The sequence below is a fragment of the Bradyrhizobium sp. genome, from assembly GCF_027307225.1.
GTDB lineage: Bacteria > Pseudomonadota > Alphaproteobacteria > Rhizobiales > Xanthobacteraceae > Bradyrhizobium.
The window spans coordinates 20,449-42,758 of the sequence record NZ_DAHUXJ010000149.1; the positions used below are offsets into that span (position 1 = coordinate 20,449).

The 22,310-nt window shown below is 62.3% G+C and carries 22 protein-coding genes; 18 read left to right on the plus strand and 4 right to left on the minus strand.

From position 1 onward, the window contains the following. Positions 1-145 precede the first annotated feature (145 nt). Together ilvD and M6D32_RS24875 are read left to right on the plus strand one after the other, a co-directional pair. Positions 146-1,870 carry a dihydroxy-acid dehydratase gene (gene ilvD / locus M6D32_RS24870; protein WP_298261312.1) on the plus strand — a complete coding sequence of 575 codons (1,725 nt, stop codon included), beginning with the start codon at positions 146-148 and terminating at the stop codon, positions 1,868-1,870. Beyond that, entirely contained in the window at positions 1,857-2,660 is an 804-nt protein-coding gene (locus M6D32_RS24875; RefSeq protein WP_298261314.1) for a tetratricopeptide repeat protein, read from the plus strand. The genes ilvD and M6D32_RS24875 overlap by 14 nt, the downstream gene beginning before the upstream one ends. A 136-nt stretch (positions 2,661-2,796) precedes the next feature. Here M6D32_RS24875 and xth read toward each other — a convergent pair whose 3' ends face one another. Both xth and erpA read right to left on the minus strand, forming a co-directional pair. Further along, on the minus strand, positions 2,797-3,588 hold the full coding sequence (gene xth, locus M6D32_RS24880; RefSeq protein WP_298261316.1) for an exodeoxyribonuclease III: 792 nt from the start codon (positions 3,586-3,588) through the stop codon (positions 2,797-2,799). Positions 3,589-3,603: 15 nt separating this feature from the next. Then, a complete protein-coding gene (gene erpA / locus M6D32_RS24885) occupies positions 3,604-3,933 on the minus strand; it encodes an iron-sulfur cluster insertion protein ErpA (protein WP_298261318.1) in 330 nt (109 codons plus the stop codon). 106 nt (positions 3,934-4,039) lie between these two features. On the opposite strand from erpA, the gene M6D32_RS24890 reads away from it, so the two are divergent. The 12 genes from M6D32_RS24890 to surE all read left to right on the plus strand — a co-directional run bounded on the left by M6D32_RS24890 (position 4,040) and on the right by surE (position 16,491). After that, a complete protein-coding gene (locus tag M6D32_RS24890; protein WP_298261505.1) occupies positions 4,040-5,251 on the plus strand; it encodes a deoxyguanosinetriphosphate triphosphohydrolase in 1,212 nt (403 codons plus the stop codon). Between the two features lie 8 nt (positions 5,252-5,259). Continuing rightward, positions 5,260-7,041, plus strand: coding sequence for an arginine--tRNA ligase (gene argS, locus M6D32_RS24895; protein WP_298261320.1), 1,782 nt, complete (start codon positions 5,260-5,262; stop codon positions 7,039-7,041). Positions 7,042-7,146: 105 nt separating this feature from the next. Continuing rightward, positions 7,147-8,721: an SPOR domain-containing protein gene (locus tag M6D32_RS24900; protein WP_298261322.1), complete on the plus strand. Its 1,575-nt coding sequence runs from the start codon at positions 7,147-7,149 to the stop codon at positions 8,719-8,721. Positions 8,722-8,974: 253 nt separating this feature from the next. Next, on the plus strand, positions 8,975-9,994 hold the full coding sequence (nagZ, locus tag M6D32_RS24905; RefSeq protein ID WP_298261324.1) for a beta-N-acetylhexosaminidase: 1,020 nt from the start codon (positions 8,975-8,977) through the stop codon (positions 9,992-9,994). A gap of 7 nt (positions 9,995-10,001) precedes the next feature. Next, positions 10,002-10,826, plus strand: coding sequence for a ScpA family protein (locus M6D32_RS24910; RefSeq protein WP_298261326.1), 825 nt, complete (start codon positions 10,002-10,004; stop codon positions 10,824-10,826). Positions 10,827-10,919: 93 nt separating this feature from the next. After that, the gene (scpB, locus tag M6D32_RS24915) at positions 10,920-11,639 is read left to right on the plus strand and encodes an SMC-Scp complex subunit ScpB (RefSeq protein WP_298261328.1); all 720 of its coding nucleotides are present in this window, start codon (positions 10,920-10,922) and stop codon (positions 11,637-11,639) included. A gap of 183 nt (positions 11,640-11,822) precedes the next feature. Then, the gene (locus M6D32_RS24920; protein WP_298261330.1) at positions 11,823-12,056 is read left to right on the plus strand and encodes a twin-arginine translocase TatA/TatE family subunit; all 234 of its coding nucleotides are present in this window, start codon (positions 11,823-11,825) and stop codon (positions 12,054-12,056) included. Between the two features lie 127 nt (positions 12,057-12,183). Next, positions 12,184-12,684, plus strand: a complete 501-nt coding sequence (tatB, locus tag M6D32_RS24925; protein ID WP_298261332.1) for a Sec-independent protein translocase protein TatB — start codon at positions 12,184-12,186, stop codon at positions 12,682-12,684. Continuing rightward, positions 12,681-13,499 carry a twin-arginine translocase subunit TatC gene (tatC, locus tag M6D32_RS24930; protein WP_298261334.1) on the plus strand — a complete coding sequence of 273 codons (819 nt, stop codon included), beginning with the start codon at positions 12,681-12,683 and terminating at the stop codon, positions 13,497-13,499. Before tatB ends, tatC begins: the two co-directional genes overlap by 4 nt. 140 nt (positions 13,500-13,639) lie before the next feature. Then, positions 13,640-15,073, plus strand: a complete 1,434-nt coding sequence (gene serS, locus M6D32_RS24935; protein ID WP_298261336.1) for a serine--tRNA ligase — start codon at positions 13,640-13,642, stop codon at positions 15,071-15,073. A gap of 120 nt (positions 15,074-15,193) precedes the next feature. Continuing rightward, the gene (locus M6D32_RS24940; protein WP_298261338.1) at positions 15,194-15,571 is read left to right on the plus strand and encodes a hypothetical protein; all 378 of its coding nucleotides are present in this window, start codon (positions 15,194-15,196) and stop codon (positions 15,569-15,571) included. 152 nt (positions 15,572-15,723) lie between these two features. Continuing rightward, positions 15,724-16,491: a 5'/3'-nucleotidase SurE gene (surE, locus tag M6D32_RS24945; protein ID WP_298261340.1), complete on the plus strand. Its 768-nt coding sequence runs from the start codon at positions 15,724-15,726 to the stop codon at positions 16,489-16,491. A gap of 19 nt (positions 16,492-16,510) precedes the next feature. Here the strand turns inward: surE and M6D32_RS24950 are convergent, their stop codons facing one another. Further along, the gene (locus M6D32_RS24950; RefSeq protein WP_298261342.1) at positions 16,511-16,888 is read right to left on the minus strand and encodes a response regulator; all 378 of its coding nucleotides are present in this window, start codon (positions 16,886-16,888) and stop codon (positions 16,511-16,513) included. Between the two features lie 185 nt (positions 16,889-17,073). On the opposite strand from M6D32_RS24950, the gene M6D32_RS24955 reads away from it, so the two are divergent. Further along, entirely contained in the window at positions 17,074-17,724 is a 651-nt protein-coding gene (locus tag M6D32_RS24955; protein WP_298261343.1) for a protein-L-isoaspartate(D-aspartate) O-methyltransferase, read from the plus strand. 109 nt (positions 17,725-17,833) lie between these two features. Beyond that, positions 17,834-19,144, plus strand: coding sequence for a LysM peptidoglycan-binding domain-containing M23 family metallopeptidase (locus M6D32_RS24960; protein WP_298261345.1), 1,311 nt, complete (start codon positions 17,834-17,836; stop codon positions 19,142-19,144). Here M6D32_RS24960 and M6D32_RS24965 read toward each other — a convergent pair. After that, positions 19,131-20,102, minus strand: a complete 972-nt coding sequence (locus tag M6D32_RS24965; protein ID WP_298261347.1) for an ATP-binding protein — start codon at positions 20,100-20,102, stop codon at positions 19,131-19,133. The two genes, M6D32_RS24960 and M6D32_RS24965, sit on opposite strands and share 14 nt — an antisense overlap. A 197-nt stretch (positions 20,103-20,299) precedes the next feature. On the opposite strand from M6D32_RS24965, the gene yajC reads away from it, so the two are divergent. Both yajC and secD read left to right on the plus strand, forming a co-directional pair. Beyond that, entirely contained in the window at positions 20,300-20,665 is a 366-nt protein-coding gene (yajC, locus tag M6D32_RS24970) for a preprotein translocase subunit YajC (RefSeq protein WP_298261349.1), read from the plus strand. A 40-nt stretch (positions 20,666-20,705) separates the two neighbouring features. Beyond that, positions 20,706-22,301 carry a protein translocase subunit SecD gene (gene secD / locus M6D32_RS24975; protein WP_298261351.1) on the plus strand — a complete coding sequence of 532 codons (1,596 nt, stop codon included), beginning with the start codon at positions 20,706-20,708 and terminating at the stop codon, positions 22,299-22,301. Positions 22,302-22,310 lie beyond the last annotated feature (9 nt).

Genomic DNA, 22,310 nt, shown 5'->3' on the forward strand with positions numbered 1-22,310 from the left:
CTCCTGCACCGTTGCGCCGCTTTTTAGCCACACCCCTCCATGAGATCATAAATGCAGAAGATTTTGAGGCCCCGGTAATCGCCGCGGCGGTGGCAATGGTCCACCGATCGACCTGATGCGAGATGGCCGGGAAAACAGGTTCGCGATGGACGCCAAGACCGACATCAAGAAGCGACTGCCGAGCCGCCACGTGACCGAGGGGCCGGAGCGGGCGCCGCATCGCTCCTACCTCTACGCCATGGGGCTGACGACCGAGCAAATCCATCAGCCGTTCGTCGGCGTCGCCTCCTGCTGGAATGAGGCCGCGCCCTGCAATATCGCGCTGATGCGCCAAGCTCAGGCCGTGAAAAAGGGTGTCGCGGCAGGCGGCGGCACGCCCCGGGAGTTCTGCACCATTACCGTGACCGACGGTATCGCGATGGGCCATGACGGCATGCGGTCGTCGCTGCCCTCGCGCGAATGCATCGCCGATTCCGTCGAACTGACCATCCGCGGCCACGCCTATGACGCGCTGGTCGGCCTTGCCGGCTGTGACAAGTCGCTGCCCGGCATGATGATGGCGATGCTGCGGCTGAACGTACCGTCGATCTTCATCTATGGCGGCTCGATCCTGCCCGGCAATTTCCGTGGTCAGCAAGTCACCGTGCAGGACATGTTTGAGGCGGTCGGCAAGCACTCGGTGGGTGCGATGTCGGATGCGGACCTCGATGAAATCGAGCGCGTGGCTTGCCCCTCCGCCGGTGCGTGCGGCGCACAATTCACCGCCAACACCATGGCGACCGTGTCCGAAGCCATCGGCTTGGCGTTGCCGTATTCGGCCGGTGCTCCGGCACCTTACGAAATTCGCGATTCCTTCTGCATGGCCGCCGGCGAAAAGATCATGGAGCTGATCGCCAAGAACATCCGCCCGCGCGACATCGTGACGCGCAAGGCGCTGGAAAATGCGGCTGCCGTGGTTGCGGCATCCGGCGGATCGACCAATGCAGCGCTGCACCTGCCGGCAATCGCCCATGAGTGCGGCATCAAATTCGATCTGTTCGACGTTGCCGAGATTTTTAAGAAAACGCCATATGTCGCAGATTTGAAGCCAGGTGGCCGTTATGTCGCCAAAGACATGTTCGAGGCTGGCGGCATACCGCTTCTCATGAAGACACTGCTCGACAATGGCTACATGCACGGTGACTGCTTGACGGTCACGGGGCGGACCATTGCCGAGAACCTCCGGAGCGTGAAGTGGAACCCGCACCAGGACGTGGTGCGGCCTGCCGACAAGCCGATCACGGTAACTGGCGGTGTGGTCGGCCTGAAGGGTAACCTCGCGCCGGAGGGAGCGATCGTGAAGGTCGCGGGCATGACCAACCTGAAATTCTCAGGTCCCGCCCGCTGCTTCGATCGCGAAGAGGATGCCTTTGAGGCGGTCCAGAAGAAGACTTACAAGGAAGGTGAGGTCATCGTCATCCGCTATGAGGGGCCCCGCGGTGGCCCCGGGATGCGCGAAATGCTTTCGACGACGGCGGCGCTGACGGGCCAGGGAATGGGAGGCAAGATCGCCCTCATCACCGACGGCCGGTTTTCAGGCGCCACACGCGGCTTCTGCATCGGCCATGTCGGGCCGGAAGCTGCCGTCGGCGGTCCGATCGCACTGTTGCGGGACGGCGACATCATCGAGATCGACGCGATCGTCGGGACTCTTAACGTAAAATTGACCGACGCGGAACTCGCTCAGCGCAAGACAGTATGGAGGCCTCGCGCGACTAACCATACGTCAGGTGCTTTGTGGAAATACGCCCAGCAGGTCGGGCCGGCAGTGGCTGGCGCTGTCACCCACCCGGGCGGAGCGCACGAGAAGTTGTGTTATGCGGACATTTGAGCGCATCGCATTTGCTCTGATTTTAGGGGCCGCACCGGTGGCCACTCCCGGATTCGCCTTCGATGGCTCTCCAGTGAATCAGAACTCGACCATTCCAGTGGTTTCGACGCCGTCAGGCGCTGCGGTAACCCTGAAGAAGGGCGCGCCATCCGGCATCGACGGTTCGGCGTCGGCCTATGCTGCCGAAACGGTCACGCAGTGGAAGCTCGGTCGCATGTACGCCGACGGCAACGGCGTGGCGCAGGACGATCTGCGGGCCTTCGAATATTTTAGCGGAATCGCCAACACCCATGCCGAAGACAATCCGTCGGCGCCGCAGGCCGCGATTGTCGCCAACGCGTTCGTGGCGCTTGGACGGTATTATCTGAGCGGTATCCCGAATTCGAAAATCAAGCCGGACACCGAGCGGGCGCGTGAGATGTTTTCCTACGCCGCGTCCTATTTCGGAAACGCAGACGCGCAATACGATCTCGCCCGGCTCTATCTGAAGAGCGCCGGGACCTCCCGCGACGACTTCCGCTACGGCACGCGTTGGCTGTTCCTGGCTGCACAAAAGGGCCAGCATCAGGCCCAGGCGCTGCTTGGCCAGATGCTGTTCAACGGCGATCAGCTGCCGAAGCAGGCCGCGCGCGGATTGATGTGGCTGATGCTCGCGCGCGATAGCGCGACCCCGGATGAGACCTGGATCAGGGACAGCTACAACAAGGCGGTTGCCAAGGCATCCGATGACGACCGCACCATGGCGCTGCAAATGGTTGAGCGTTGGGTACGAACCGGCGGCAGAGACTAGTGTGACGAATTTGAAGTTACTGCCCGTTTCGCCGCGGGTTCGTAACAGGAATTTCAAAGTCAGGGCCGCCCTGGAAAACCAATAGTCGCTCGAGCTCCCTTGATTCCGAAGTTGATTGAGGGTGGGCAGGTAGGACCTACGCCGTAGCCAGATCGAGATCGATCCACACCGGCACGTGATCGGAGGGCTTTTCCCAGGCGCGGACATAGCTGTCGACGCCCACATCCTCCAAGCGATCGCTGGCCTGCGGTGACAGCAGGAGGTGATCGATGCGCAGGCCCTGGTTCTTCTGCCAGGCGCCGGCCTGATAATCCCAGAACGTATATTGGCCCGGTGCGTCGGTGACAGCGCGCAGCGCGTCCGTCAGTCCAAGGCCCAACAGGGATTGAAAGCTTTCGCGCGTCTGGGTTCGAAACAGCGCATCGTCCACCCACGCGGCCGGATTGGAGACGTCTTCCGGTTTTGGGATCACGTTAAAGTCGCCTGCGAGGACAAGCGGCTCTTCCGCTTTAAGTCGCTGCCTCGAATACTCAAGAAGGCGCGACATCCATTTGAGTTTGTAAGGGTATTTGTCGGTATTGGCCGGATTGCCGTTGGGCAGATAAAGACAGGCGATCCTGATCACGCCCTGCTTGAGGGTCACCACGCCCTCGACGAAGCGCGCATGCGCGTCTTCATCGTCACCGGCAAGACCCGACTTTGTCTCATCGAACGGAAGCTTTGATAACAGCGCGACGCCGTTGAAGGTCTTCTGGCCATGCGTGACCACGTTGTAACCGAGGCTTTCGATCTCCAGCCGCGGAAACGCATCGTCGGTGCATTTGATTTCCTGAAGGCAAACAATATCAGGCGAGCATTCCTTCAGCCAGCTCATCAGATTCTCGATCCGCTGACGGACCGAGTTGACGTTCCAGGTGGCGATGCGCATCTGAAATCGTCTCTGTTAAATCGAGAAGCTGGTGCCGCAGCCGCAGGAGGCGGTCGCGTTGGGATTGTTGACTCGGAACGACGCGCCGATCAGGTCATCGACGAAGTCGACCTCGGAGCCCGCCAGAAACGGCACCGAGGCCGGATCGACCAGCACGACCGCACTGTCGCGGGCAATGACGAGGTCGTCCTCGGCCTGCGCCCGCTCGACGTCGAATTTGTACTGGAAGCCGGAGCAGCCGCCGCCCTCGACGCTGATCCGCAGCATGGCGCCGTCGCCCTCTTTCCGGAGGATCTCGCCAATGCGGAGGGCAGCCCGCTCGCTGATGGTGAAGGCTGTGGTCATCATGAAGCTCCGATATGCGCGTATTTATCTCGTAACTGGCCTATCATAGTTAGGTGCAGGGGCCGCGGGAATCAAACCCGCCGGCCCGTTAATGACAGGATATCCCGTGTCGGTTGGAATGGCTGCCCCTCGCTCGGTCTATGCCTGCGACCCCGATCGCAGCCGGGGCCGGCAGTTCGTGGAGCCGCCGAGTCGGACCCGCAGTCCGTTCCGGCGCGATTGCGACCGCGTGATTCATTCTACCGCCTTCCGGCGTCTGAAGCATAAAACCCAGGTCTTCGTGTTCCATGAAGGCGATCATTACCGCACCCGCCTTACGCACAGTCTGGAAGTGGCCCAGATCGCCCGTGCGCTGGCTCGTCAACTGGGGCTCGATGAAGATCTGACAGAAGCGCTGGCGCTCGCGCATGACCTCGGCCATCCGCCGTTCGGTCACGCTGGCGAGCGGGCGCTCGATGCCTGCCTGCACGCCCATGGCGGGTTTGATCACAACGCGCAGACCTTGCGGGTGGTCACTGCGCTCGAGCACCGCTATCCCGAATTCGACGGGCTCAATCTGACCTGGGAGTCGCTTGAGGGTATAGTCAAGCACAACGGTCCCTTGACGGCGCGCGATGGCGTGCCGGTCGGCCGCTATCGCGCGCCCGGTGTTCCCGTCGGGATTTCGCAATTTGTGGCGGCCTACGATCTCGAACTGTGGAGCTTTGCCTCGCTCGAGGCACAGGTCGCCGCGATCGCCGATGACATCGCCTATGACGCCCATGACATCGATGACGGTTTGCGCGCCGGCCTTTTTAAGATCGATGATCTCAAGGCTATTCCGCTGATGGCGGTCATCATTGCGGAAATCGAAGCCCATTACCCTGGTCTCGACGAAAGCCGCCGCGGCGCTGAACTCGTGCGCGAGTTGATTTCGCGCTTGATCGGCGGCGTCGTTTTGGAAACCCGTCGCCGGCTCGAGCAGAGGCAGCCGGCATCAGTCGATGACGTCCGCCACCAGAACGAGGCGCTGATTGCGTTTCCCGACGATACGGCGCAAGCCGAAGCCGCGATCAAGGCGTTCCTGAAGATCAGGATGTACCGGCACCAGCGGGTGATGCGGGTGATGCAGGACGCCGAACAACTCCTCTTCGACCTTTTTGCGCGCTATCAGAGCGATCCGGCCGCCCTGCCGGCCGAATGGCTGCCTGCGGAGAGTCAGCCGGAAACGGAGGCCGAACGCGCACGGCGGATCGGCAATTTTATCGCGGGAATGACCGACCGATTCGCGCTGACCGAACATCGGCGGCTTTTTGACTCGACCCCGGATTTACGTTAGGCGGCGGCATGGCCGATACACCTCAGACACAACATCTTTTCGCCCAGGTGCTGGCGCGCGTGCAAGCCGTCTGCGCTGCGGAACTAGGGCTGGGCGCGGACCTGTCGCGCGTGGTGGTCGAGCCGCCGAAAGACCCGACCCACGGCGACGTGGCGACCAATGCCGCCATGGTGCTTGCCAAGGAGGCGAAGGCCAAGCCGCGCGACCTCGCCGAAAGGATCGCAGGGCGACTGCGCGCCGAGGAAATTGTCGCGTCGGTCGATGTCGCCGGTCCCGGCTTCATCAATCTCACTTTGAAGCCAGCAGTCTGGACCGACACGCTGTGCGTTATCATGCGGGCGGGTCGCGCTTACGGGAAAAGCGCCGTCGGTGCAGCGGAGAAGGTCAACGTCGAATACGTTTCGGCCAACCCGACCGGGCCGATGCACGTCGGGCATTGCCGCGGCGCCGTGTTTGGCGACGCGCTCGCCAGCCTGCTCGAACTCGCCGGCTCTGACGTCACGCGCGAATATTACATCAACGATGCCGGCGCCCAGGTCGACGTGCTCGCGCGTTCGGCCTTCTTGCGCTACCGCGAGGCGCTTGGCGAAGACATCGGCGGGATTCCCGAAGGGCTTTATCCCGGCGACTATCTGAAGCCGGTCGGGCAGGCGTTGGCCGCCGAACACGGCAAGTCGCTTCTCGCCAAACCCGAGAGCGAATGGCTGCCGCTCGTGCGCGCCAAAGCGATCGACATGATGATTGAGGCGATCAAAGACGATCTGGCCGCACTCAACATCAGGCATGACGTGTTTTTCTCGGAGCGCTCGCTGAATGCAGGCGGCCACAGCCGCGTCGCCGCGACGATCGATTTTCTGCGCGCCAAAGGCGACGTCTACGAAGGCCGGCTGCCGCCGCCGAAGGGCGCGCCTGTCGACGACTACGAAGACCGCCAGCAGACACTGTTTCGCGCGACCGCCTTTGGCGACGACGTCGATCGGCCGCTGCTCAAGTCCGACGGCAGCTACACGTATTTCGCTTCCGACATCGCCTATCACAAGGACAAGTTCGACCGCGGATTCCACAATCTGGTCGACGTCTGGGGCGCCGATCACGGCGGCTACATCAAGCGCGTCGAGGCGGCGATCAAGGCGGTGACCGGCGGCAAGGCCGCGCTCGATGTGAAGATCGTTCAGCTTGTCCGGCTGCTGCGCAACGGCGAGCCGGTGAAGATGTCCAAGCGATCAGGCGATTTCGTCACCTTGCGCGAGGTTGTCGATGAGGTCGGCAAGGATGCCGTCCGCTTCATGATGCTGTACCGCAAGAACGATGCGGTGCTTGATTTCGACCTGGCGAAAGTCATCGAGCAGTCGCGCGATAATCCGGTGTTTTACGTGCAGTACGGCCATGCCCGCGGGCATTCGATCTTCCGCACGGCGCGGGAGGAGGTCTTGCCTGACCTTCCGGCGGAGGAGAGCGCGCGGCTGGCCTACCTTGCTGCCGCTCCGGTCGAGCGGCTCGTGGATCCGGCGGAACTGAGCCTGCTCAGGAAGCTCGCCGTCTACCCCCGCGCGGTGGAAGCGGCGGCATCGGCGCATGAACCGCACCGAATCGCTTTTTATCTGTATGATCTCGCCAGTGAATTCCACGCCTTATGGACCAAGGGGCGCGATTTGCCCTATTTACGCTTTATTAACAATAATGATGCCGAGATGACGACGGCCCGGCTGGCGATGGTGCAGGGCGTTGTCACGGTGTTGGCGTCGGGCCTCGCGGTCCTTGGGGTCGGCGCGCCAAACGAGATGCGCTGATTGACGTGCCACCACCCGGGGGAAATTTTTGGGTGGATTCCGGCAGAAGCCGGTTCGTTTCTGAAGGCGGGTTGGCGACTTTCCCCGAGGGGACGCATCACGACGATGGCTGATCGATATCAGAACAGAGCTTATCCGGCCGGTGACGGCTATGATCGCGGCGCGGGCTCGCGTGGACCCGGCAATGCGGAAAGCGATCCGCTGGCCGAGCTTGCGCGCTTGATCGGCCAGACCGATCCATTCGGCACCAGGCCCATGAGCCGGGCCAACTTGCCGACGCAGCCGCCGGCGCGACCGTCCGAGCCGGGGCCCGCCGAGGGCGATTATCAAGACGGCGATCCGGACGGTTATCAGGACAGCTACTACGAGGCCTCGGAGCCGGAGGAGGTACCGCCTCCTGCGCCGCCATCCTGGATGCAGCGAGCCGCTACGAGACAAGAGGCACCGCCGGCTCCGCGAGAGGATGACTATCCAAACGCGGTACATCCGCTGCACCGTTACGCGGCCGCACATCCTCCTGCCGAGCCGGACTATGACCACGCGCAATACGATCATGGGCAATACGATCATGGGCAGTATGATCACGGAAAGTCCTTTGCCGAGCCCAGTCATGAGGCGGATCCGTCGCGCTACGATGAAGCGCTCTACGGCAGCTTCGATTCCGGCACGCAGCACGCCCAGCACGATCAGGGCTATGGCGACGATGGTTACGGCTACGAAGACGACCAGCAATTCGAGGACCAGCCAGAACCAAAACGGCGCGGCGACATGATCAAGGTCGCAGCTGTGCTGGCCTTGGCTGTGTTCGGCGTTGGTGGCGCCTTTGCTTATCGCACCTACACCGGCAGGGTCCGCAGTGGCGAGCCGCCGATCATCCGGGCTGACACCGGTCCGACCAAGATCATTCCTGCGCAGGCCGATGCGACGGCAAAGGTACCGGATCGAATGGCCATCAGCGATGGCACCGAGAAGATCGTCTCGCGCGAGGAAACGCCGATGGATCCCGGCAGCGCGAGACAGCCAGGACCCCGCGTCGTATTTCCGCCGCTCACTCAGAACGGAAACGCGCCACTGCCGGCGACAATTACACCGGGTGGGCCGGCCCCGGCCGCCGGTTCTCCGAACGGGACCTTCACGAACAACGAACCACACCAGGTTCGGACCGTCACGGTTCGTCAAGATGCGGCGAACTCCGGAACGCCGCCGGCTGCCGCGCCTCCTGCGGCAGCCCCGGCCAGGCCTTCATCGCGCACAGCAGCGGCGAGCCCCATCAGACCGTCCGCCGGCAACCCCAATGCCGCTAACGCGAACGGCCCGTTGTCGCTGGCGCCACAGGGTGAGGCTTCAGCGGCGCCGGAGCCGCCGGTTCGGATGGCTGCGACCAATCCCACCCAGATGGTGCCCAGCGCTCCCAGTCCGGCCGCCGCTGGTGGCGGCTACCTCGTGCAGGTCTCGTCGCAATCCAGCGAAGCCGAAGCTCAGGCATCCTACAAAATGCTCCAGAGCAAATATCCGTCGGTGCTCCGATCGCATGCGCCAGTGATCAGGCGCGCCGAGCTTAGCGGCGACAAGGTCGTGTATCGGGCCATGGTCGGCCCGTTCGGGTCGTCTGCGGAGGCATCGCAGTTCTGCGGTAGCTTGAAATCCGCCGGCGGCCAGTGCCTCATCCACCGGAACTAGTGGTCCACCGGAACTAGAGCTCCGATTCCGAAGTTCACAAGCTATTGCGGCCTTTCCGATGCGAACTTCGGAATCAAAGGAGCTCAAGCAACTTATTGATTTGAGTAGCGGCTTTGAATTTGAAGTTCCTATAACGAACTCACGGCGAAACTGATAGGAACTTCAAATTCGCCGCACGTGGTCCACACGAACTAGCGGCGACCGCCCCCGACCGGGTGTTGACCCTCGGAGGGCCGAGGGCTAATCGGCCTCGATGAAACGACGCGCCTTCATCACCGGCATCGCCGGACCAGAATTGAGCGCCGACGAGCGCACGTTCATCCAGGCGACGCGGCCCTGGGGTTTCATTCTGTTCAAACGGAACATCGAAACCCCTGAGCAAGTTGGCGGGTTGGTTGCCGAACTGAAGAAATGCGCTGGCCGCAGCGATGCCCCAGTTCTCATCGATCAGGAAGGGGGCCGGGTGCAGCGCCTCGGACCGCCGCATTGGCCCGTCTATCCGCCGGGAGCGTTATTCAGCGCGCTTTACGATGTCGACCCTGCGATCGGGCTCAGAGCGGCGCGGCTGAGCGCACGCCTCATTGCCGCCGACCTGTCCGAACTCGGCATCAGTGTCGACTGTTTGCCGTTGGCGGACGTGCCTGTTGCAGGCGCCAACGCCGTCATCGGCAATCGCGCGTACGGAACCGAGCCGCCCAAGGTGGCTGCGATCGCACGCGCGGTCACGGAAGGGCTCGCTGAAGGTGGAATTTTACCGGTTTTGAAGCACATTCCCGGTCATGGCCGGGCCACGGCTGATAGCCATTTGCGGCTTCCCACGGTGGATACGCCCAGACAAGAGCTCGAAAAGACCGATTTTGCGGCCTTCCAGCCTCTGTCGGACCTGCCGATGGCGATGACCGCACATGTTGTGTTTAGCGCGCTCGACCCGGTCCACCCGACGACAACTTCTGCGACAATCATCAGCCAAGTGATTCGCGGCGCGATCGGGTTCCAGGGTTTGTTGATGAGTGATGACGTTTCGATGGATGCGCTCTCCGGATCGATCGGGGAGCGAACGAAAGCCATTTTTGCTGCCGGCTGCGACGTCGTGCTCCACTGCAACGGTGACCTCGAGGAAATGCGCGAGGTCGCCGCCTGGACGCCGGAATTGTCAGGGAAAGCACTCCAGCGCGCCGAGCAGGCTCTGGCGTCGCGTGGCAACGCGCAGCCGCTCGACCGGGGCGCAGCCCGGGCCGAGCTTGAAGCGATTATGAACAGCGCGGGGACTTGAGGAGCACATGACCGCGGAAATTCTCTCGTTCGAAACCGGTCGTCCGGCCGAACTCGCCGATGGCGAGCCGGCGCTGGTCGTCGACGTTGAAGGCTATGAGGGGCCGCTTGATCTGCTGCTTGCGCTGGCGCGGCAGCAGAAGGTCGATCTCGCCAAGATTTCAATTCTGGCCCTGGCCGACCAGTACCTGCAATTCATCGAGGCGGCGCGAAAGATCCGGCTAGAGCTTGCTGCCGATTATCTCGTCATGGCGGCCTGGCTCGCCTTTCTCAAATCACGGCTTCTGTTGCCGGAGCCGCCGACGGCCGAGGGTCCGAGCGCGGAGCAAATGGCAACCGCGCTTGCCAACCGCCTGCGCTGCCTGGAAGCCATTCGCGAAGCGTCGAACCGGCTGATGAATCGCCCGCAGCTGCAGCGCGATATCTTCCCGCGCGGCTTTCCCGAAACGATCGCGGAAATCCGTCACCCCAGATACACGGCGACCTTGTACGACCTGCTTGCGGCCTATGCCGTGCAACGTCAGCAGACCGTGCTGGCGTCGGTGCATCTTGCCAAGCGCACGGTGTGGTCGCTCGCCGAGGCGAGAGCGTCCCTGGAGCGGATGGTGGGACTCGCCGAGGATTGGAGCCGCCTCGACGAATATCTTCTCCATTACGTGGTCGACCCCTCGCAAAAGGCGACCGTGTTTGCATCGAGCTTTGCCGCGGCGCTGGAGCTTGTCAGGGAAGGCGAAGTCGAACTGCATCAGCAGGAGCCGTTTGCTCCGCTGTTTTTCAGAAAGCGTCCGCCGCTACCGGCGCCCGACACCATGCCCACAGGCGACGCGGGCTGAGTGAGTGAGTGAGTGAGTGAGTGAGTGAGTGAGTGAGTGAGTGAGTGAGTGAGTGAGTGAGTGAGTGAGTAAGTGGAAGAAGGAGATTGTGCCATGGCAAGCCTGGCGGAAAAGCGCATGGTCGACGCCGAGCAGGCCGACAACAATCCGCGGACGCGGCCTGAAGAACTGCGCCTGCTGGAGGCACTGCTGTTTGCCTCCACCGAGCCGCTCGACCAGGCTACGCTGGCGAAGCGGATGCCCGACGGTGTCGATATCAAGGCCGCGCTGACGCAGTTGCAGGAGGACTATGCTCCGCGCGGCGTCAATCTCGTTCGCATTGCCAACAAATGGACGTTCCGTACCGCCGGCGATCTGTCGTGGCTGATGACGCGCGAGAGCACCGAAACGCGGCGGCTGTCGCGCGCGGCGACCGAGATGCTGGCCATCATCGCCTATCATCAGCCGGTCACGCGCGCCGAGATCGAAGAGATCCGCGGTGTAGTGACGTCGAAGGGAACGCTGGATGTGCTGCTCGAGACCGGGTGGATCAGGCCGCGCGGCCGCCGCAAGACTCCTGGTCGTCCGTTGACCTTCGGAACCACAGAAGCCTTTTTGTCGCAGTTCAGCCTTGAGGCGCTTAGTGACCTGCCGGGCCTTGAGGAACTGAAGGGAACGGGCCTGCTGGATACGCGCTTGCCGACAGGGTTCACCGTTCCGACGCCCTCCGACGATCCCACCTTGCGCGAGGATGAAGATCCGCTGGAAGCAGGCGACCTGGAACTGGTTTTGGCTCCGCGGGTCGAACCGGAAACAGGCTCTGAAGGCGAATAAACGCAGATTTCCCAGCGATCGGATCGCTGAGGTGCTTGGCCGCAGCGCACGTTAACGGTTCGCCGCGTAACGGGTATTTTACGCGGCCTAAGTCCTTGTTTTTGGCACCCCTTAAGCCTACGTTCGCTGGATGGCAGGCGGGCGCCGCAGGCGTCCCAATTCGCGTGTTTGGAGGGTTGCAGGATGGGTTCTTTGAGCATTTGGCACTGGATCGTGGTGATCGCAGTCGTCCTGCTGCTGTTTGGTCGCGGCAAGATTTCCGACCTGATGGGTGACGTCGCCCAGGGCATCAAGGCCTTCAAGAAGGGCATGCAGGACGACGACAGCACGGCCCAGAAGACCGAGCCTGTGAAGTCGATCGACCACGACGGCTCGCCGCAGGCGGCACGGACGGACGTCGGCAGCAAGGCGGTTTGATCCGTCGGGCGCCTCAGCAAGCCGCCTATGATCGTGATCATGCAGGCGGGAAGGCCTGCGGAATATAGACGCGGATGGCCCGGTCTCGGTAACGGAAAACCTTGGCCTCGCGTGAGCGGAAGCTTTCATGTTCAACATCGGGTGGAGTGAGTACCTCGTCATCGCGGTGATCGCGTTGGTTGCGATCGGCCCGAAGGAATTGCCCGGCGTTCTGCGCATGGTCGGCCAGTGGGTCAACAAGGCTCGCAAGATGGCCGCCGAATTCCAGGGACAATTCCAGGAAGCGATGCGTGAGGCCGAAATGGCCGACCTCAAGAAAAGTTTTGATGAGGTCAAGGAAGCCGCCACCGGATTCGCGAGCGGCGACATCATGACATCGCTCCACAAGGACGTCACCGCTGCTTTTGGCTCCGATGAAAAGCCCACTGCGGCGGTCGAAGCAAGCTCACCTTCAGAAGCAACGGGCCCTGTAGAAGAAGCGGCGAGCGCCTCCGCCGAGGTTGCGGCGTCGGAGCCCTTGGCAATCGCCCCAGTCAGCGAGCCGGCTTCGGTGACGCCGGATACTCACGCGGCTGCAGCCGAGGCTACCGAGACTGCTGAACCTCCACGGGATGCCAAGGCGTCATGAGCGACGACGACATCGAGGCCAGCAAAGCGCCGCTGATGGACCACTTGATTGAGTTGCGCTCGCGCCTGATCAAGGCGCTGCTTGGCTTTGGTCTCGCGTTCATCGTCTGCTTTTTCTTTGCCAAGTATATCTACAACTGGCTGATCTGGCCTTACGTCTGGATCGCCGGACCGGAAAATTCGAAGTTCATCTACACGGCGCTTCTGGAATATTTCATCACCCAGTTGAAGGTTGCGCTGTTTGGCGCGGGTTTCATTTCGTTTCCCATTGTGGCGGGGCAAATTTATGCCTTTGTGGCGCCCGGCCTCTACAAGCACGAGCGGAATGCTTTCAGGCCGTATCTGATCGCGACCCCGGTCTTCTTCTTGCTTGGTGCGATGCTCGTCTATTTCGTCGTGCTGCCGATGCTGGTGCGCTTCTCGCTCAGCATGCAGCAATCGGGCGGCACGGACAGCGCGCGGATCGAGCTTCTGCCCAGGGTCGGCGAATTCCTGTCGCTGACGATGTCGCTGATCTTTGCCTTCGGCGTTGCTTTCCAGCTTCCGGTCATCCTGACGCTGCTGGGACGGATCGGGCTGATCACGTCCCAACAACTGCGCGACAAGCGGCGCTATTTCATTGTGCTCGCTTTCATTATCGCGGCCGTGCTGACCCCACCAGACGTCTTGAGCATGTCTTCGCTCGCCCTTCCCTTGGTAGCGCTCTACGAGGGCTCGATCTGGGCCGTGCGTATCGTGGAAAAGAACGCCGCCGCCCGCCAGACCTCGACCGTGCCAACGCCGCCGGCGCCGACCACGCCGACACCGGCAGAGTAGGGACTCATTCCCTGGAAAGATGGATCACCCGCTTTCGCGGACGATGACGGCCGTGCTAGTTGAGGGCGCACCGTTGTGTAGACAGTTAACGCTTTTGCTAACTGTCAACATCGACGATTGAGGCCTGAGAGAGTCCCGCCATGCATGACATCAAATGGATACGCGAGAATGCCGACGCGTTCGACGCAGCTTTAAAGCGGCGGGGGCTTTCGGCTCTCTCCGCTTCGTTGCTGGCGATCGACGAGAAACGCCGGGCCGCGATCCTGAGGTCCGAGCAGGCGCAGGCGCGGCGCAACGCGGCGTCCAAGGAAATCGGCGAAGCCAAGAAGGCAAAGGATGAAGCGCGCGCGTCGAGCCTGATGGCTGAAGTCGCCGAGCTCAAGACGACCATGCCGGAGCTTGAGGCCGCGACCAAGGCTGCGGATGCCGAGCTCGAGACGGCCTTGGCCGCGATCCCGAACTTGCCGCTCGGCGAGGTCCCCGACGGCGTCGACGAGCATGGCAATGTTCAGCATCACGTCTTCGGCGCGGCGCGCAATTACGCGTTTGCGCCAAAGCCCCACGACGATCTCGGCAACGCGCTCGGCTTCATGGACTTCGAGGCCGCGGCAAAACTGTCAGGCGCACGCTTTGTCGTGCTGAAGAAGGGGCTGGCGCGGCTGGAGCGCGCGATCGGGCAATTCTTGCTCGACCTCCATACCAATGAGCACGGGTACACAGAAGTAAATCCGCCGCTCGCGGTCCGTCAGGACGTTATGTTTGGTACAGGACAACTTCCGAAATTTAGTGAGGATCAATTTCGTATCGCTAGCGAAATAGAATTGCGAGAGGGTGCACTGCACGACTTTGATAGGGCAAAAACAGCCGTTTTGGATTATGCAGAAAAATTCGGAATACCTGCAGCAAGAGCTGAGCAGGCGTCGGTAGGCGCTTTCCAATATGAACCGGGCTCTAGTCGGCGCTGGCTCATTCCCACCGCCGAAGTGCCGCTCACCAACCTCGTCCGCGAATCCATCGTCGACGAGAAGGAACTGCCGATGCGGCTCACGGCCCTGACGCCGTGCTTCCGCGCCGAAGCGGGCGCTGCAGGGCGCGACACCCGCGGCATGATCCGGCAGCATCAATTCACCAAGGTCGAGCTCGTGTCGATCACCACGCCCGAGACCAGCAAGGACGAACACGAACGCATGCTGGCTTGCGCGGAGGAGGTGCTTCGGCGCCTGGATCTGCATTACCGCGTGATGACGTTGTGCGCAGGCGACATGGGCTTTTCCGCGCAAAAGACCTACGACATCGAAGTGTGGATGCCCGGGCAGGGCGAGGGCGGGGCCTTTCGCGAAATTTCCAGCTGCTCGGTCTGTGGCGACTTCCAGGCGCGGCGGATGGATGCCCGTTATCGCGGCAGCGACGGCAAGCCGCGCTTCGTGCACACCTTGAACGGGTCCGGCACGGCGGTCGGCCGCGCCCTGATCGCGATCATGGAGACCTACCAGCAAGCCGATGGCACGATCGCTGTACCCGACGTGCTCCAGCCTTATATGGGCGGTGTAAAGGTAGTCGCGGCTGATCGATAACGCGATTTGTTTGCGGCGAGCCGCGATCTGCGGTTGCGAAGCCACGGCGCGCGGGTATCTTGGTTTCGGATAGCGCCGAAGAATTGCGCCCAAATCCATTTTCGCAAACCGACAAAGCCGATGGCCCTGCACCGCGACATCTACTGGGTGGGCAAGCAATGGGCGGTCACCGGCCACGGCATTCAAGCCTGCAATCAGAAGCAGAAGGGGCAATTCGACATCGCAGGCTCGCACCTATGGGACGATGGCGTTCAGGACGCCGTGCGCAGCCTGAACTGGGTCAACAAGGAAGATTTCGACAAAGCGGTCGCAGCCGCCCGCAAGCACTATCCCGAGCCGCTGCGAAACGAGCCGTCGCCCGCGCCGCCGGTTTCGCCGCCCACCCACATGGCCCCCGCGCCTGAAGCTGAGCCGTCGAGGCTTGCTCCCAAATTCGATATGCGGTTGGGCAGCGTGCCGGCCAAACTGCGACCGGTGTGGCGTGTCCGCCCCCGCTAGCGGGCGGACGTGGTCGCGGCTGAAATTGATGGCCCATGACGCGCAGTTGAAGAAATTTTGTAACGAGAACAACGGGTTTGCCTCTTGGTTGATAGCCGGATAAGACGGCGCCAGCCGCGCCACGGAATCGACCGGAAAGGGCCGCTCGAGCGATGCGAATTTTATGCACCAACGATGATGGTATTCACGCGCCCGGCCTAAAGGTGGTCGAAGAGATCGCGCGGAAACTGTCCGACGACGTCTGGGTCGTTGCGCCTGAACTCGACCAGTCCGGCGTCTCGCATTCGCTGTCGCTCAATGATCCCCTTCGTCTGCGCGAGATCGGTCCCCGCCATTTTGCCGTGCGGGGGACGCCGACCGACTGCGTCATCATGGGCGCGCGTCACATCCTGGGCCAAAAATTGCCGGACCTCGTGCTGTCGGGCGTCAACAAGGGACGCAACGTCGCTGAGGACGTCGTCTATTCTGGCACCATTGCCGGTGCGCTCGAGGGCACGATCCTGGGCCTGCCGTCATTTGCGCTGTCGCAGGAATTTACGCTGGAGACGCGCGAGAAGCCGTTGTGGGATACGGCCCTGCAGTTCGGCCCGTCGATCCTGCGCAAGGTGATCGATGCCGGCGTGCCGAAGGACACCGTGATCAACGTCAATTTTCCGGCCTGCGCGCCCGACGAAGTGGCCGGTGTTCGCGTCACCCGGCAGGGCAAGCGCAATCTGGGTTTCCTGAAAGTCGATCAGCGGCGCGACGGCCGCGGCAACCCCTATTTCTGGATCGGCTTCGAGCGGTTGTCCAAGGTCGACGTGCCGGCGGAGGGGACTGACCTGTGGGCGCTGGGTGCGCGCTACGTGTCGGTGACGCCGCTGCGGCTTGACCGTACCGACGAGGCATTTTCCGCAAACCTCGCATCGACCCTGAAGTAAGGCCGAGGCTGCCTGCCGATCAAGCCGCCGTGCGGTTAAGCGCCTGCTCGATCACCCGTCTCAGCGTCTCGATCTGGAAGGGTTTCTGCAGCGCCGGCCGGTCGCGATATTCTGCCGGAAGTCCCGACGATCCATAGCCAGTTGCGAAGATGAAGGGGCGATTGCGGGCCGCAAGGAGCTCCGCGACCGGCGAAATCACCTTGCCGTTGACGTTCACATCGAGGATGGCGAGGTCGAAGTTGGTCGATTGGGCGAGCTCGATCGCCTCGCCGATGTCGCCGGCTTCCGCGACAACGGTGTAGCCAAGCTCTTCCAGCATGTCCGCTACCATCATTCTGATCATGACCTCGTCTTCAACGAGGAATACCGATCTGCCTGATGTCCGCGCCGCGCCCATCCGTGGAACCCCTGACTACGTTCGTGCGAGGATCGCAAATATCCACTCCTGGCGCAATCTTGACCTGTGTGACGAAAAGTTCGGATGCACTGCGGGAACACGGCTCAGAAGTGCTATGTTTCCTGGAATCGGAATGGCTGTGCCATCACATGTATGGCCGCCGACAGGCAAGCTTGCAGACAAAGATGCCAGATCCGCAAAACCCGCCCCAGAAGATGATGTTTCAGCTGAATCTGCGGCGGCGCGGCATCAGCGATCAGGCGGTGCTTCGCACCATGGAGGCGGTGCCGCGGGACCTGTTCGTCGATCCCGCCGATCGCGCCGACGCCTTTCGCGACATGGCGCTTGGCATTGCCTGTGGGCAGACGATCAGCCAGCCCTTTGTCGTAGCCTACATGACCGAACAGCTCCAGCTGCAGAAATCGCACCGGGTGCTCGAGATCGGTACCGGTTCCGGCTATCAGGCGGCCGTGCTGTCGAAGCTGTGCAGCCACGTCCTGACGATCGAGCGCTATAGGACCTTGGCCGACCGCGCCCGGGCGCGGTTAAACGAGCTCGGCTACGACAACGTCGAGGTGATGGCGGGCGACGGCTTTGACGTTCCTGAAAACGTCGGCAGTTTTGACCGCATCATCGTGACCGCGGCGATGGAGGAAATTCCAGAGGCGCTTTCGCAACGGCTCGAACCCGGCGGCATCTTGATTGCACCGGTCGGGCCGCTTCACGGCGTGCAGACCCTCGTCCGTCTGGTCAGGACCGAAGGAGGCTTCGATCGGAAGCAGCTTGTCGACGTGCGCTTCGTACCGGCGTTACCCGGTATCGCGCGCGAGCTGTAAAACCCCGGATCGGCTGTCCCGCCAACGTCTTAATTCTTGGGCTTAAGCGGTTATTTACTCGGCGCGTGTTAACTCAAATCAGTATTTTGTTGCGTACGAGTGAGTAACCATGTCCCGTGCCGTCGAGTTGCTTTGCTCGCGTCGCGTGCCGCAGATCGCGGTGCTGGCGCTGATGTCGATCGGATTTGCTGGTTGCAGCTCCGACATGCAGGGCCGCCTTTCGGAAAACCCCTTTGCGTCCAATGAATCGACCGCATCGGTGCCTCCGGCCCCGGTCCAGCGTCGTGACCTGCCGCAATATTCAAGGCCCCAGTCGCAGGTTCAGTCGCGGGCACTTCCGCCGCCGATTGCCGCGCCGCAGTCCTATTCCACGGCAAACGCAGGCGTTTCCGGCGGTGGCCGTGGCATGGCGTCCTACGCGCCTCCACTCCATCCGATCGAGGCCACCGGCAGCGTTCCGCACTCGGTTGCGGCGGTGCATCCGGCCCATGTCACGACCATCATCGTCGGCACCAGTGACACGCTGGAAATTCTGGCCCGCCGCTACAATGTGACGCCGGCCGCGATCCTTCAGGCCAACGGCTACAAGGGACCGCGCGTGCTGTCTCCGGGGCAGCAACTGATCATCCCGCGCCCAGGCACCGTTGCGGTTGCCCCCGCCGTGTCCGTGCCCGCCTACAGGCCGGTTACGGTCGCCGCCGCTTCGCCCGTCCATGTCGTCAATCGCGGCGAGACGTTGATGGCCATTGCGCGCCACAACCACATCTCGGCAGCCGAACTCGCCAGGGCCAACGGTCTCGAGGCGGGTGCAAAGCTCCGGATAGGCATGAAGCTCAACGTGCCGACCAGGACATCCGCCGCCACGGCGCCGGTGGCGCGTCCGATGGACGCCCAGGCAGCGCCATTGTCCATGCCCATGACCAGGATCGCCGCTGTCGCGCCCGATCCACAACAAAAAGCAAGGTTGGCGCAAACGACTGACGTTGCGGAGGCAGCGGCAGTTGCAACGCCGGCGAAAGCCGCCGAGGCAACTGGCGCGCTGCCGACGTTCCGCTGGCCGGTCCGGGGCAAGGTGATCACGAGCTATGGCGCCAAGACCAACGGCAAAGCCAATGACGGTATCAACGTGGCCGTGCCTGAAGGCACGCCGGTGAAGGCCGCCGAGGACGGGGTGGTCGCATATGCCGGAAACGAGTTGAAGGGTTACGGCAATCTGGTGCTGATCCGCCATGCCAACGGCTATGTGACGGCTTATGCCCATGCCAGCGAGCTTCTGGTGAAGCGCGGCGATAGCATCAAGCGCGGTCAGGTCATCGCCAAGTCGGGGCAGTCGGGCGAGGTTGCATCGCCGCAGCTCCACTTCGAAATTCGCAAGGGTTCAACCCCGGTCGATCCGCTGCAATTCCTCAACGGAGCTTGATCCGCACGCCTAGCCGGCCTGCCAGTTCCTGGGTGAACTGCCAGGCCACGCGGCCTGAGCGCGAGCCACGGGTGGTTGACCATTCCAGGGCCTCACGCTCAAGCTCTTCTTCCGGCAGCTTGATGCCGAAATGGCTGCAATAGCCCTCCACCATCGCCAGGTACTCGTCCTGGCTGCAGCGGTGAAAGCCGAGCCACAAACCGAAACGATCCGAAAGCGAAACTTTTTCTTCGACGGCTTCGCCGGGATTGATCGCCGTTGAACGCTCGTTCTCGATCATCTCGCGAGCGAGCAGGTGCCTGCGATTAGAGGTCGCATACAGGATCACATTGTCGGGACGCCCCTCGATGCCGCCCTCCAACACCGCCTTGAGCGATTTGTAGGACGCATCGTTGCCGTCGAAGGAGAGGTCATCGCAGAACACGATGACATTGAACGGCGCCTTGCGCAGGACCTCCATCAGGGACGGCAGGCTCTCGATATCCTCACGGTGAATCTCGATCAGCTTGAGCCGGTCGGCCGGCTTGCGGTCACGATTGATGCTGGCGTGGGCGGCCTTGACCAGAGAGGATTTCCCCATGCCGCGCGCGCCCCACAACAGCGCGTTGTTGGCGGGAAAGCCGTTCGCGAAGCGTTCGGTATTCTCGATCAGGATGTCGCGCATCCGCTCGATGCCCTTGAGCAGGCCGATATCGACGCGGCTGACATGCGGAACGGGCGCGAGCCGTCCTTCGGGGTGCCAGATGAAAGCGTCCGCCCGGTGCAGGGCGTCGCCGCCTTCCGCGCAAGGCGCGGCCGCGGCCAGGTGGGTCGCGATGGCCTCCAGCGCACCCGCAATCCGTTCCGCCGCATCCTGTCCGGGGGTCGGCGCGGCACGGTTCGCGGGCCGTTGCTGTGAGCCGGACCGCTGCGCCTTTCGAGCGGCAGGCGTGACTTTTTTTGCGGGCTTTTTCGACATCTTTGGCCTTTCCGACGGCGAACCCTTAACGGGCCTTGCGGAGCCTCGCAAGCGGCCCAAATGAGGGGTCTATGAGGGGGTTAGCGGCGTTGCAATTGGGCGGTTGGCCGCTATAGTCCGCGCCAAATTTGCCTGCCGGACCGGGCTGGCGCCAGATATGCGCGCCTTCCGGTCACCGCTCCACGAGGATTGAACGAATGCTGATTACCCCTGCGTACGCCCAGGCCGCAGCCGGCGGCGATACCAACAGTATGTTGATGTCGCTGCTGCCGTTCGCCCTGATCTTCGTGATCATGTATTTTCTCATCCTGCGGCCGCAGCAGAAGAAGGTAAAGGACCACGCGGAACTCGTGAAAAACATCCGCCGGGGCGACACCGTGGTGACCACGGGCGGGCTGGTCGGCAAGGTGACCAAGGTCGTCGACGACGATCAGATCGAGTTCGAGATTTCCGATGGCGTTCGCGTCCGCCAGATGCGGCAAATGATCTCCGGCGTTCGCGCCAAGGGAGAGCCGGCCAAGGAGAAGGGCGACTTCGGCAAGGACGAGACCGCCGCGGGCTGAAATCAGGCACCGTTTTCTCTGGATCTGACGAGTCAATTCGATGCTGTATTTCACACGGTGGAAAGCGCTGGCGATCATCCTGACCGCGCTGGTGGTGTGCCTGTGCGCCGTGCCGAATTTCTTTTCGGAAGCACGCGTGAAGACCTGGCCGCTCTGGGCGCAGCGCCATCTGGTGCTTGGCCTCGACCTGCAAGGCGGCTCCTATCTGCTGCTTGAAGTCGATTCCAACTACGTCAAGAAAGAGAAGCTCGACGCGGTGCGCGACGACGCTCGCCGCGTGTTGCGTGAGGCGAAGATCGGCTACACCGGCCTCAACGCGCGCAACGATGCCGTCGAGGTGCACATCTCCCGCGACAACGAGTTGCAACCCGCGCTGGCGAAACTGCGCGAATTGTCCCAGCCGCTTGGCGGACTGCTCGGTTCCAACGGCCAGCGCAGCCTGGAAGTGACCGACGCTGGCAACGGAACGATTCGTCTGACGGTGCCCCCGGCGGCCATCACCGCTCGCATCCGCCAGACCATCGAACAGTCAATCCAGATCGTCGAGCGCCGCGTCAACCAGCTCGGCACTGTCGAGCCCGTGATCCAGCGTCAGGGCACCGATCGCATTCTGGTGCAGGTCCCGGGCCTGCAGGATCCGACGCGGTTGAAGCAGCTGCTTGGCAGGACGGCCAAGATGGAATTTCGCATGGTCGACGAGGCCGTGTCGCCGGACGCGGCAGCGCAGGGAAGAATACCGCCCGAGGATGAACTCCTGTCTGAAGTTTCCGGGCAAAAGATCGTCATCAAGAAGCAAGTGCTGGTATCGGGCGGAGATTTAAGCGACGCGCAGACCGGGTTCGATCAACGCTCTGGCGAACCGGTCGTGAATTTCAAGTTCAATTCAGCCGGCGCGCGCAAATTCGCGCAAGCCACAACCGAGAACGTCGGTCAGCGCTTTGCGATCGTGCTGGATAACCAGGTGATTTCGGCTCCCGTGATCCGCGAGCCCATCATCGGCGGCCAAGGTCAGATCTCCGGCAGCTTCACGGTCCAGTCCGCCAACGACCTCGCGATCCTGCTGCGCGCTGGCGCGTTGCCCGCCCCTCTGACCGTCATCGAGGAACGCACCGTCGGTCCGGGCCTCGGCCAGGACTCGATCGAAAAAGGCGAACTCGCGGCCTATGTCGGCTCGATCATGGTGGTCGTCTTCATGCTCGTGACCTACCGCCTGTTTGGCCTGTTTGCCAACATTGCCGTGGCTATCAACGTCGCGATGATCTTCGGCGTGCTGTCGCTTCTGAACGCCACGCTGACGCTGCCCGGCATTGCCGGCATCGTGCTGACGGTGGGCATCGCCGTCGACTCCAACGTGCTGATCTACGAGCGTATTCGCGAGGAAATCCGCGGAGGACGCAATGCGATCTCGGCGATTGACGCCGGTTTCAAGCGGGCGCTCGCAACCATCCTTGACTCGAACATCACAACATTCATCGCTGCCGCGGTCCTGTTCTACATCGGCACCGGACCGGTTCGCGGCTTCGCAGTGACACTTGGCGTCGGCATCCTCACCACGGTTTTCACCGCGTTCACGTTGACCCGGCTTATCGTCGCCACCTGGGTGCGTTGGAAGCGGCCGCAAAGCGTGCCGATCTGAAGGGAATGC

Coding starts and splice junctions, on each gene's coding strand:
- ilvD (WP_298261312.1), top strand. CDS start 146: ATGGACGCCAAGACCGACATCAAGAAGCGACTGCCGAGCCGCCACGTG.
- M6D32_RS24875 (WP_298261314.1), top strand. CDS start 1,857: ATGCGGACATTTGAGCGCATCGCATTTGCTCTGATTTTAGGGGCCGCA.
- xth (WP_298261316.1), bottom strand. CDS start 3,588: ATGCGCATCGCCACCTGGAACGTCAACTCGGTCCGTCAGCGGATCGAG.
- erpA (WP_298261318.1), bottom strand. CDS start 3,933: ATGACCACAGCCTTCACCATCAGCGAGCGGGCTGCCCTCCGCATTGGC.
- argS (WP_298261320.1), top strand. CDS start 5,260: ATGGCCGATACACCTCAGACACAACATCTTTTCGCCCAGGTGCTGGCG.
- M6D32_RS24900 (WP_298261322.1), top strand. CDS start 7,147: ATGGCTGATCGATATCAGAACAGAGCTTATCCGGCCGGTGACGGCTAT.
- nagZ (WP_298261324.1), top strand. CDS start 8,975: ATGAAACGACGCGCCTTCATCACCGGCATCGCCGGACCAGAATTGAGC.
- M6D32_RS24910 (WP_298261326.1), top strand. CDS start 10,002: ATGACCGCGGAAATTCTCTCGTTCGAAACCGGTCGTCCGGCCGAACTC.
- scpB (WP_298261328.1), top strand. CDS start 10,920: ATGGCAAGCCTGGCGGAAAAGCGCATGGTCGACGCCGAGCAGGCCGAC.
- M6D32_RS24920 (WP_298261330.1), top strand. CDS start 11,823: ATGGGTTCTTTGAGCATTTGGCACTGGATCGTGGTGATCGCAGTCGTC.
- tatB (WP_298261332.1), top strand. CDS start 12,184: ATGTTCAACATCGGGTGGAGTGAGTACCTCGTCATCGCGGTGATCGCG.
- tatC (WP_298261334.1), top strand. CDS start 12,681: ATGAGCGACGACGACATCGAGGCCAGCAAAGCGCCGCTGATGGACCAC.
- serS (WP_298261336.1), top strand. CDS start 13,640: ATGCATGACATCAAATGGATACGCGAGAATGCCGACGCGTTCGACGCA.
- M6D32_RS24940 (WP_298261338.1), top strand. CDS start 15,194: ATGGCCCTGCACCGCGACATCTACTGGGTGGGCAAGCAATGGGCGGTC.
- surE (WP_298261340.1), top strand. CDS start 15,724: ATGCGAATTTTATGCACCAACGATGATGGTATTCACGCGCCCGGCCTA.
- M6D32_RS24950 (WP_298261342.1), bottom strand. CDS start 16,888: ATGGGCGCGGCGCGGACATCAGGCAGATCGGTATTCCTCGTTGAAGAC.
- M6D32_RS24955 (WP_298261343.1), top strand. CDS start 17,074: ATGCCAGATCCGCAAAACCCGCCCCAGAAGATGATGTTTCAGCTGAAT.
- M6D32_RS24960 (WP_298261345.1), top strand. CDS start 17,834: ATGTCCCGTGCCGTCGAGTTGCTTTGCTCGCGTCGCGTGCCGCAGATC.
- M6D32_RS24965 (WP_298261347.1), bottom strand. CDS start 20,102: ATGTCGAAAAAGCCCGCAAAAAAAGTCACGCCTGCCGCTCGAAAGGCG.
- yajC (WP_298261349.1), top strand. CDS start 20,300: ATGCTGATTACCCCTGCGTACGCCCAGGCCGCAGCCGGCGGCGATACC.
- secD (WP_298261351.1), top strand. CDS start 20,706: ATGCTGTATTTCACACGGTGGAAAGCGCTGGCGATCATCCTGACCGCG.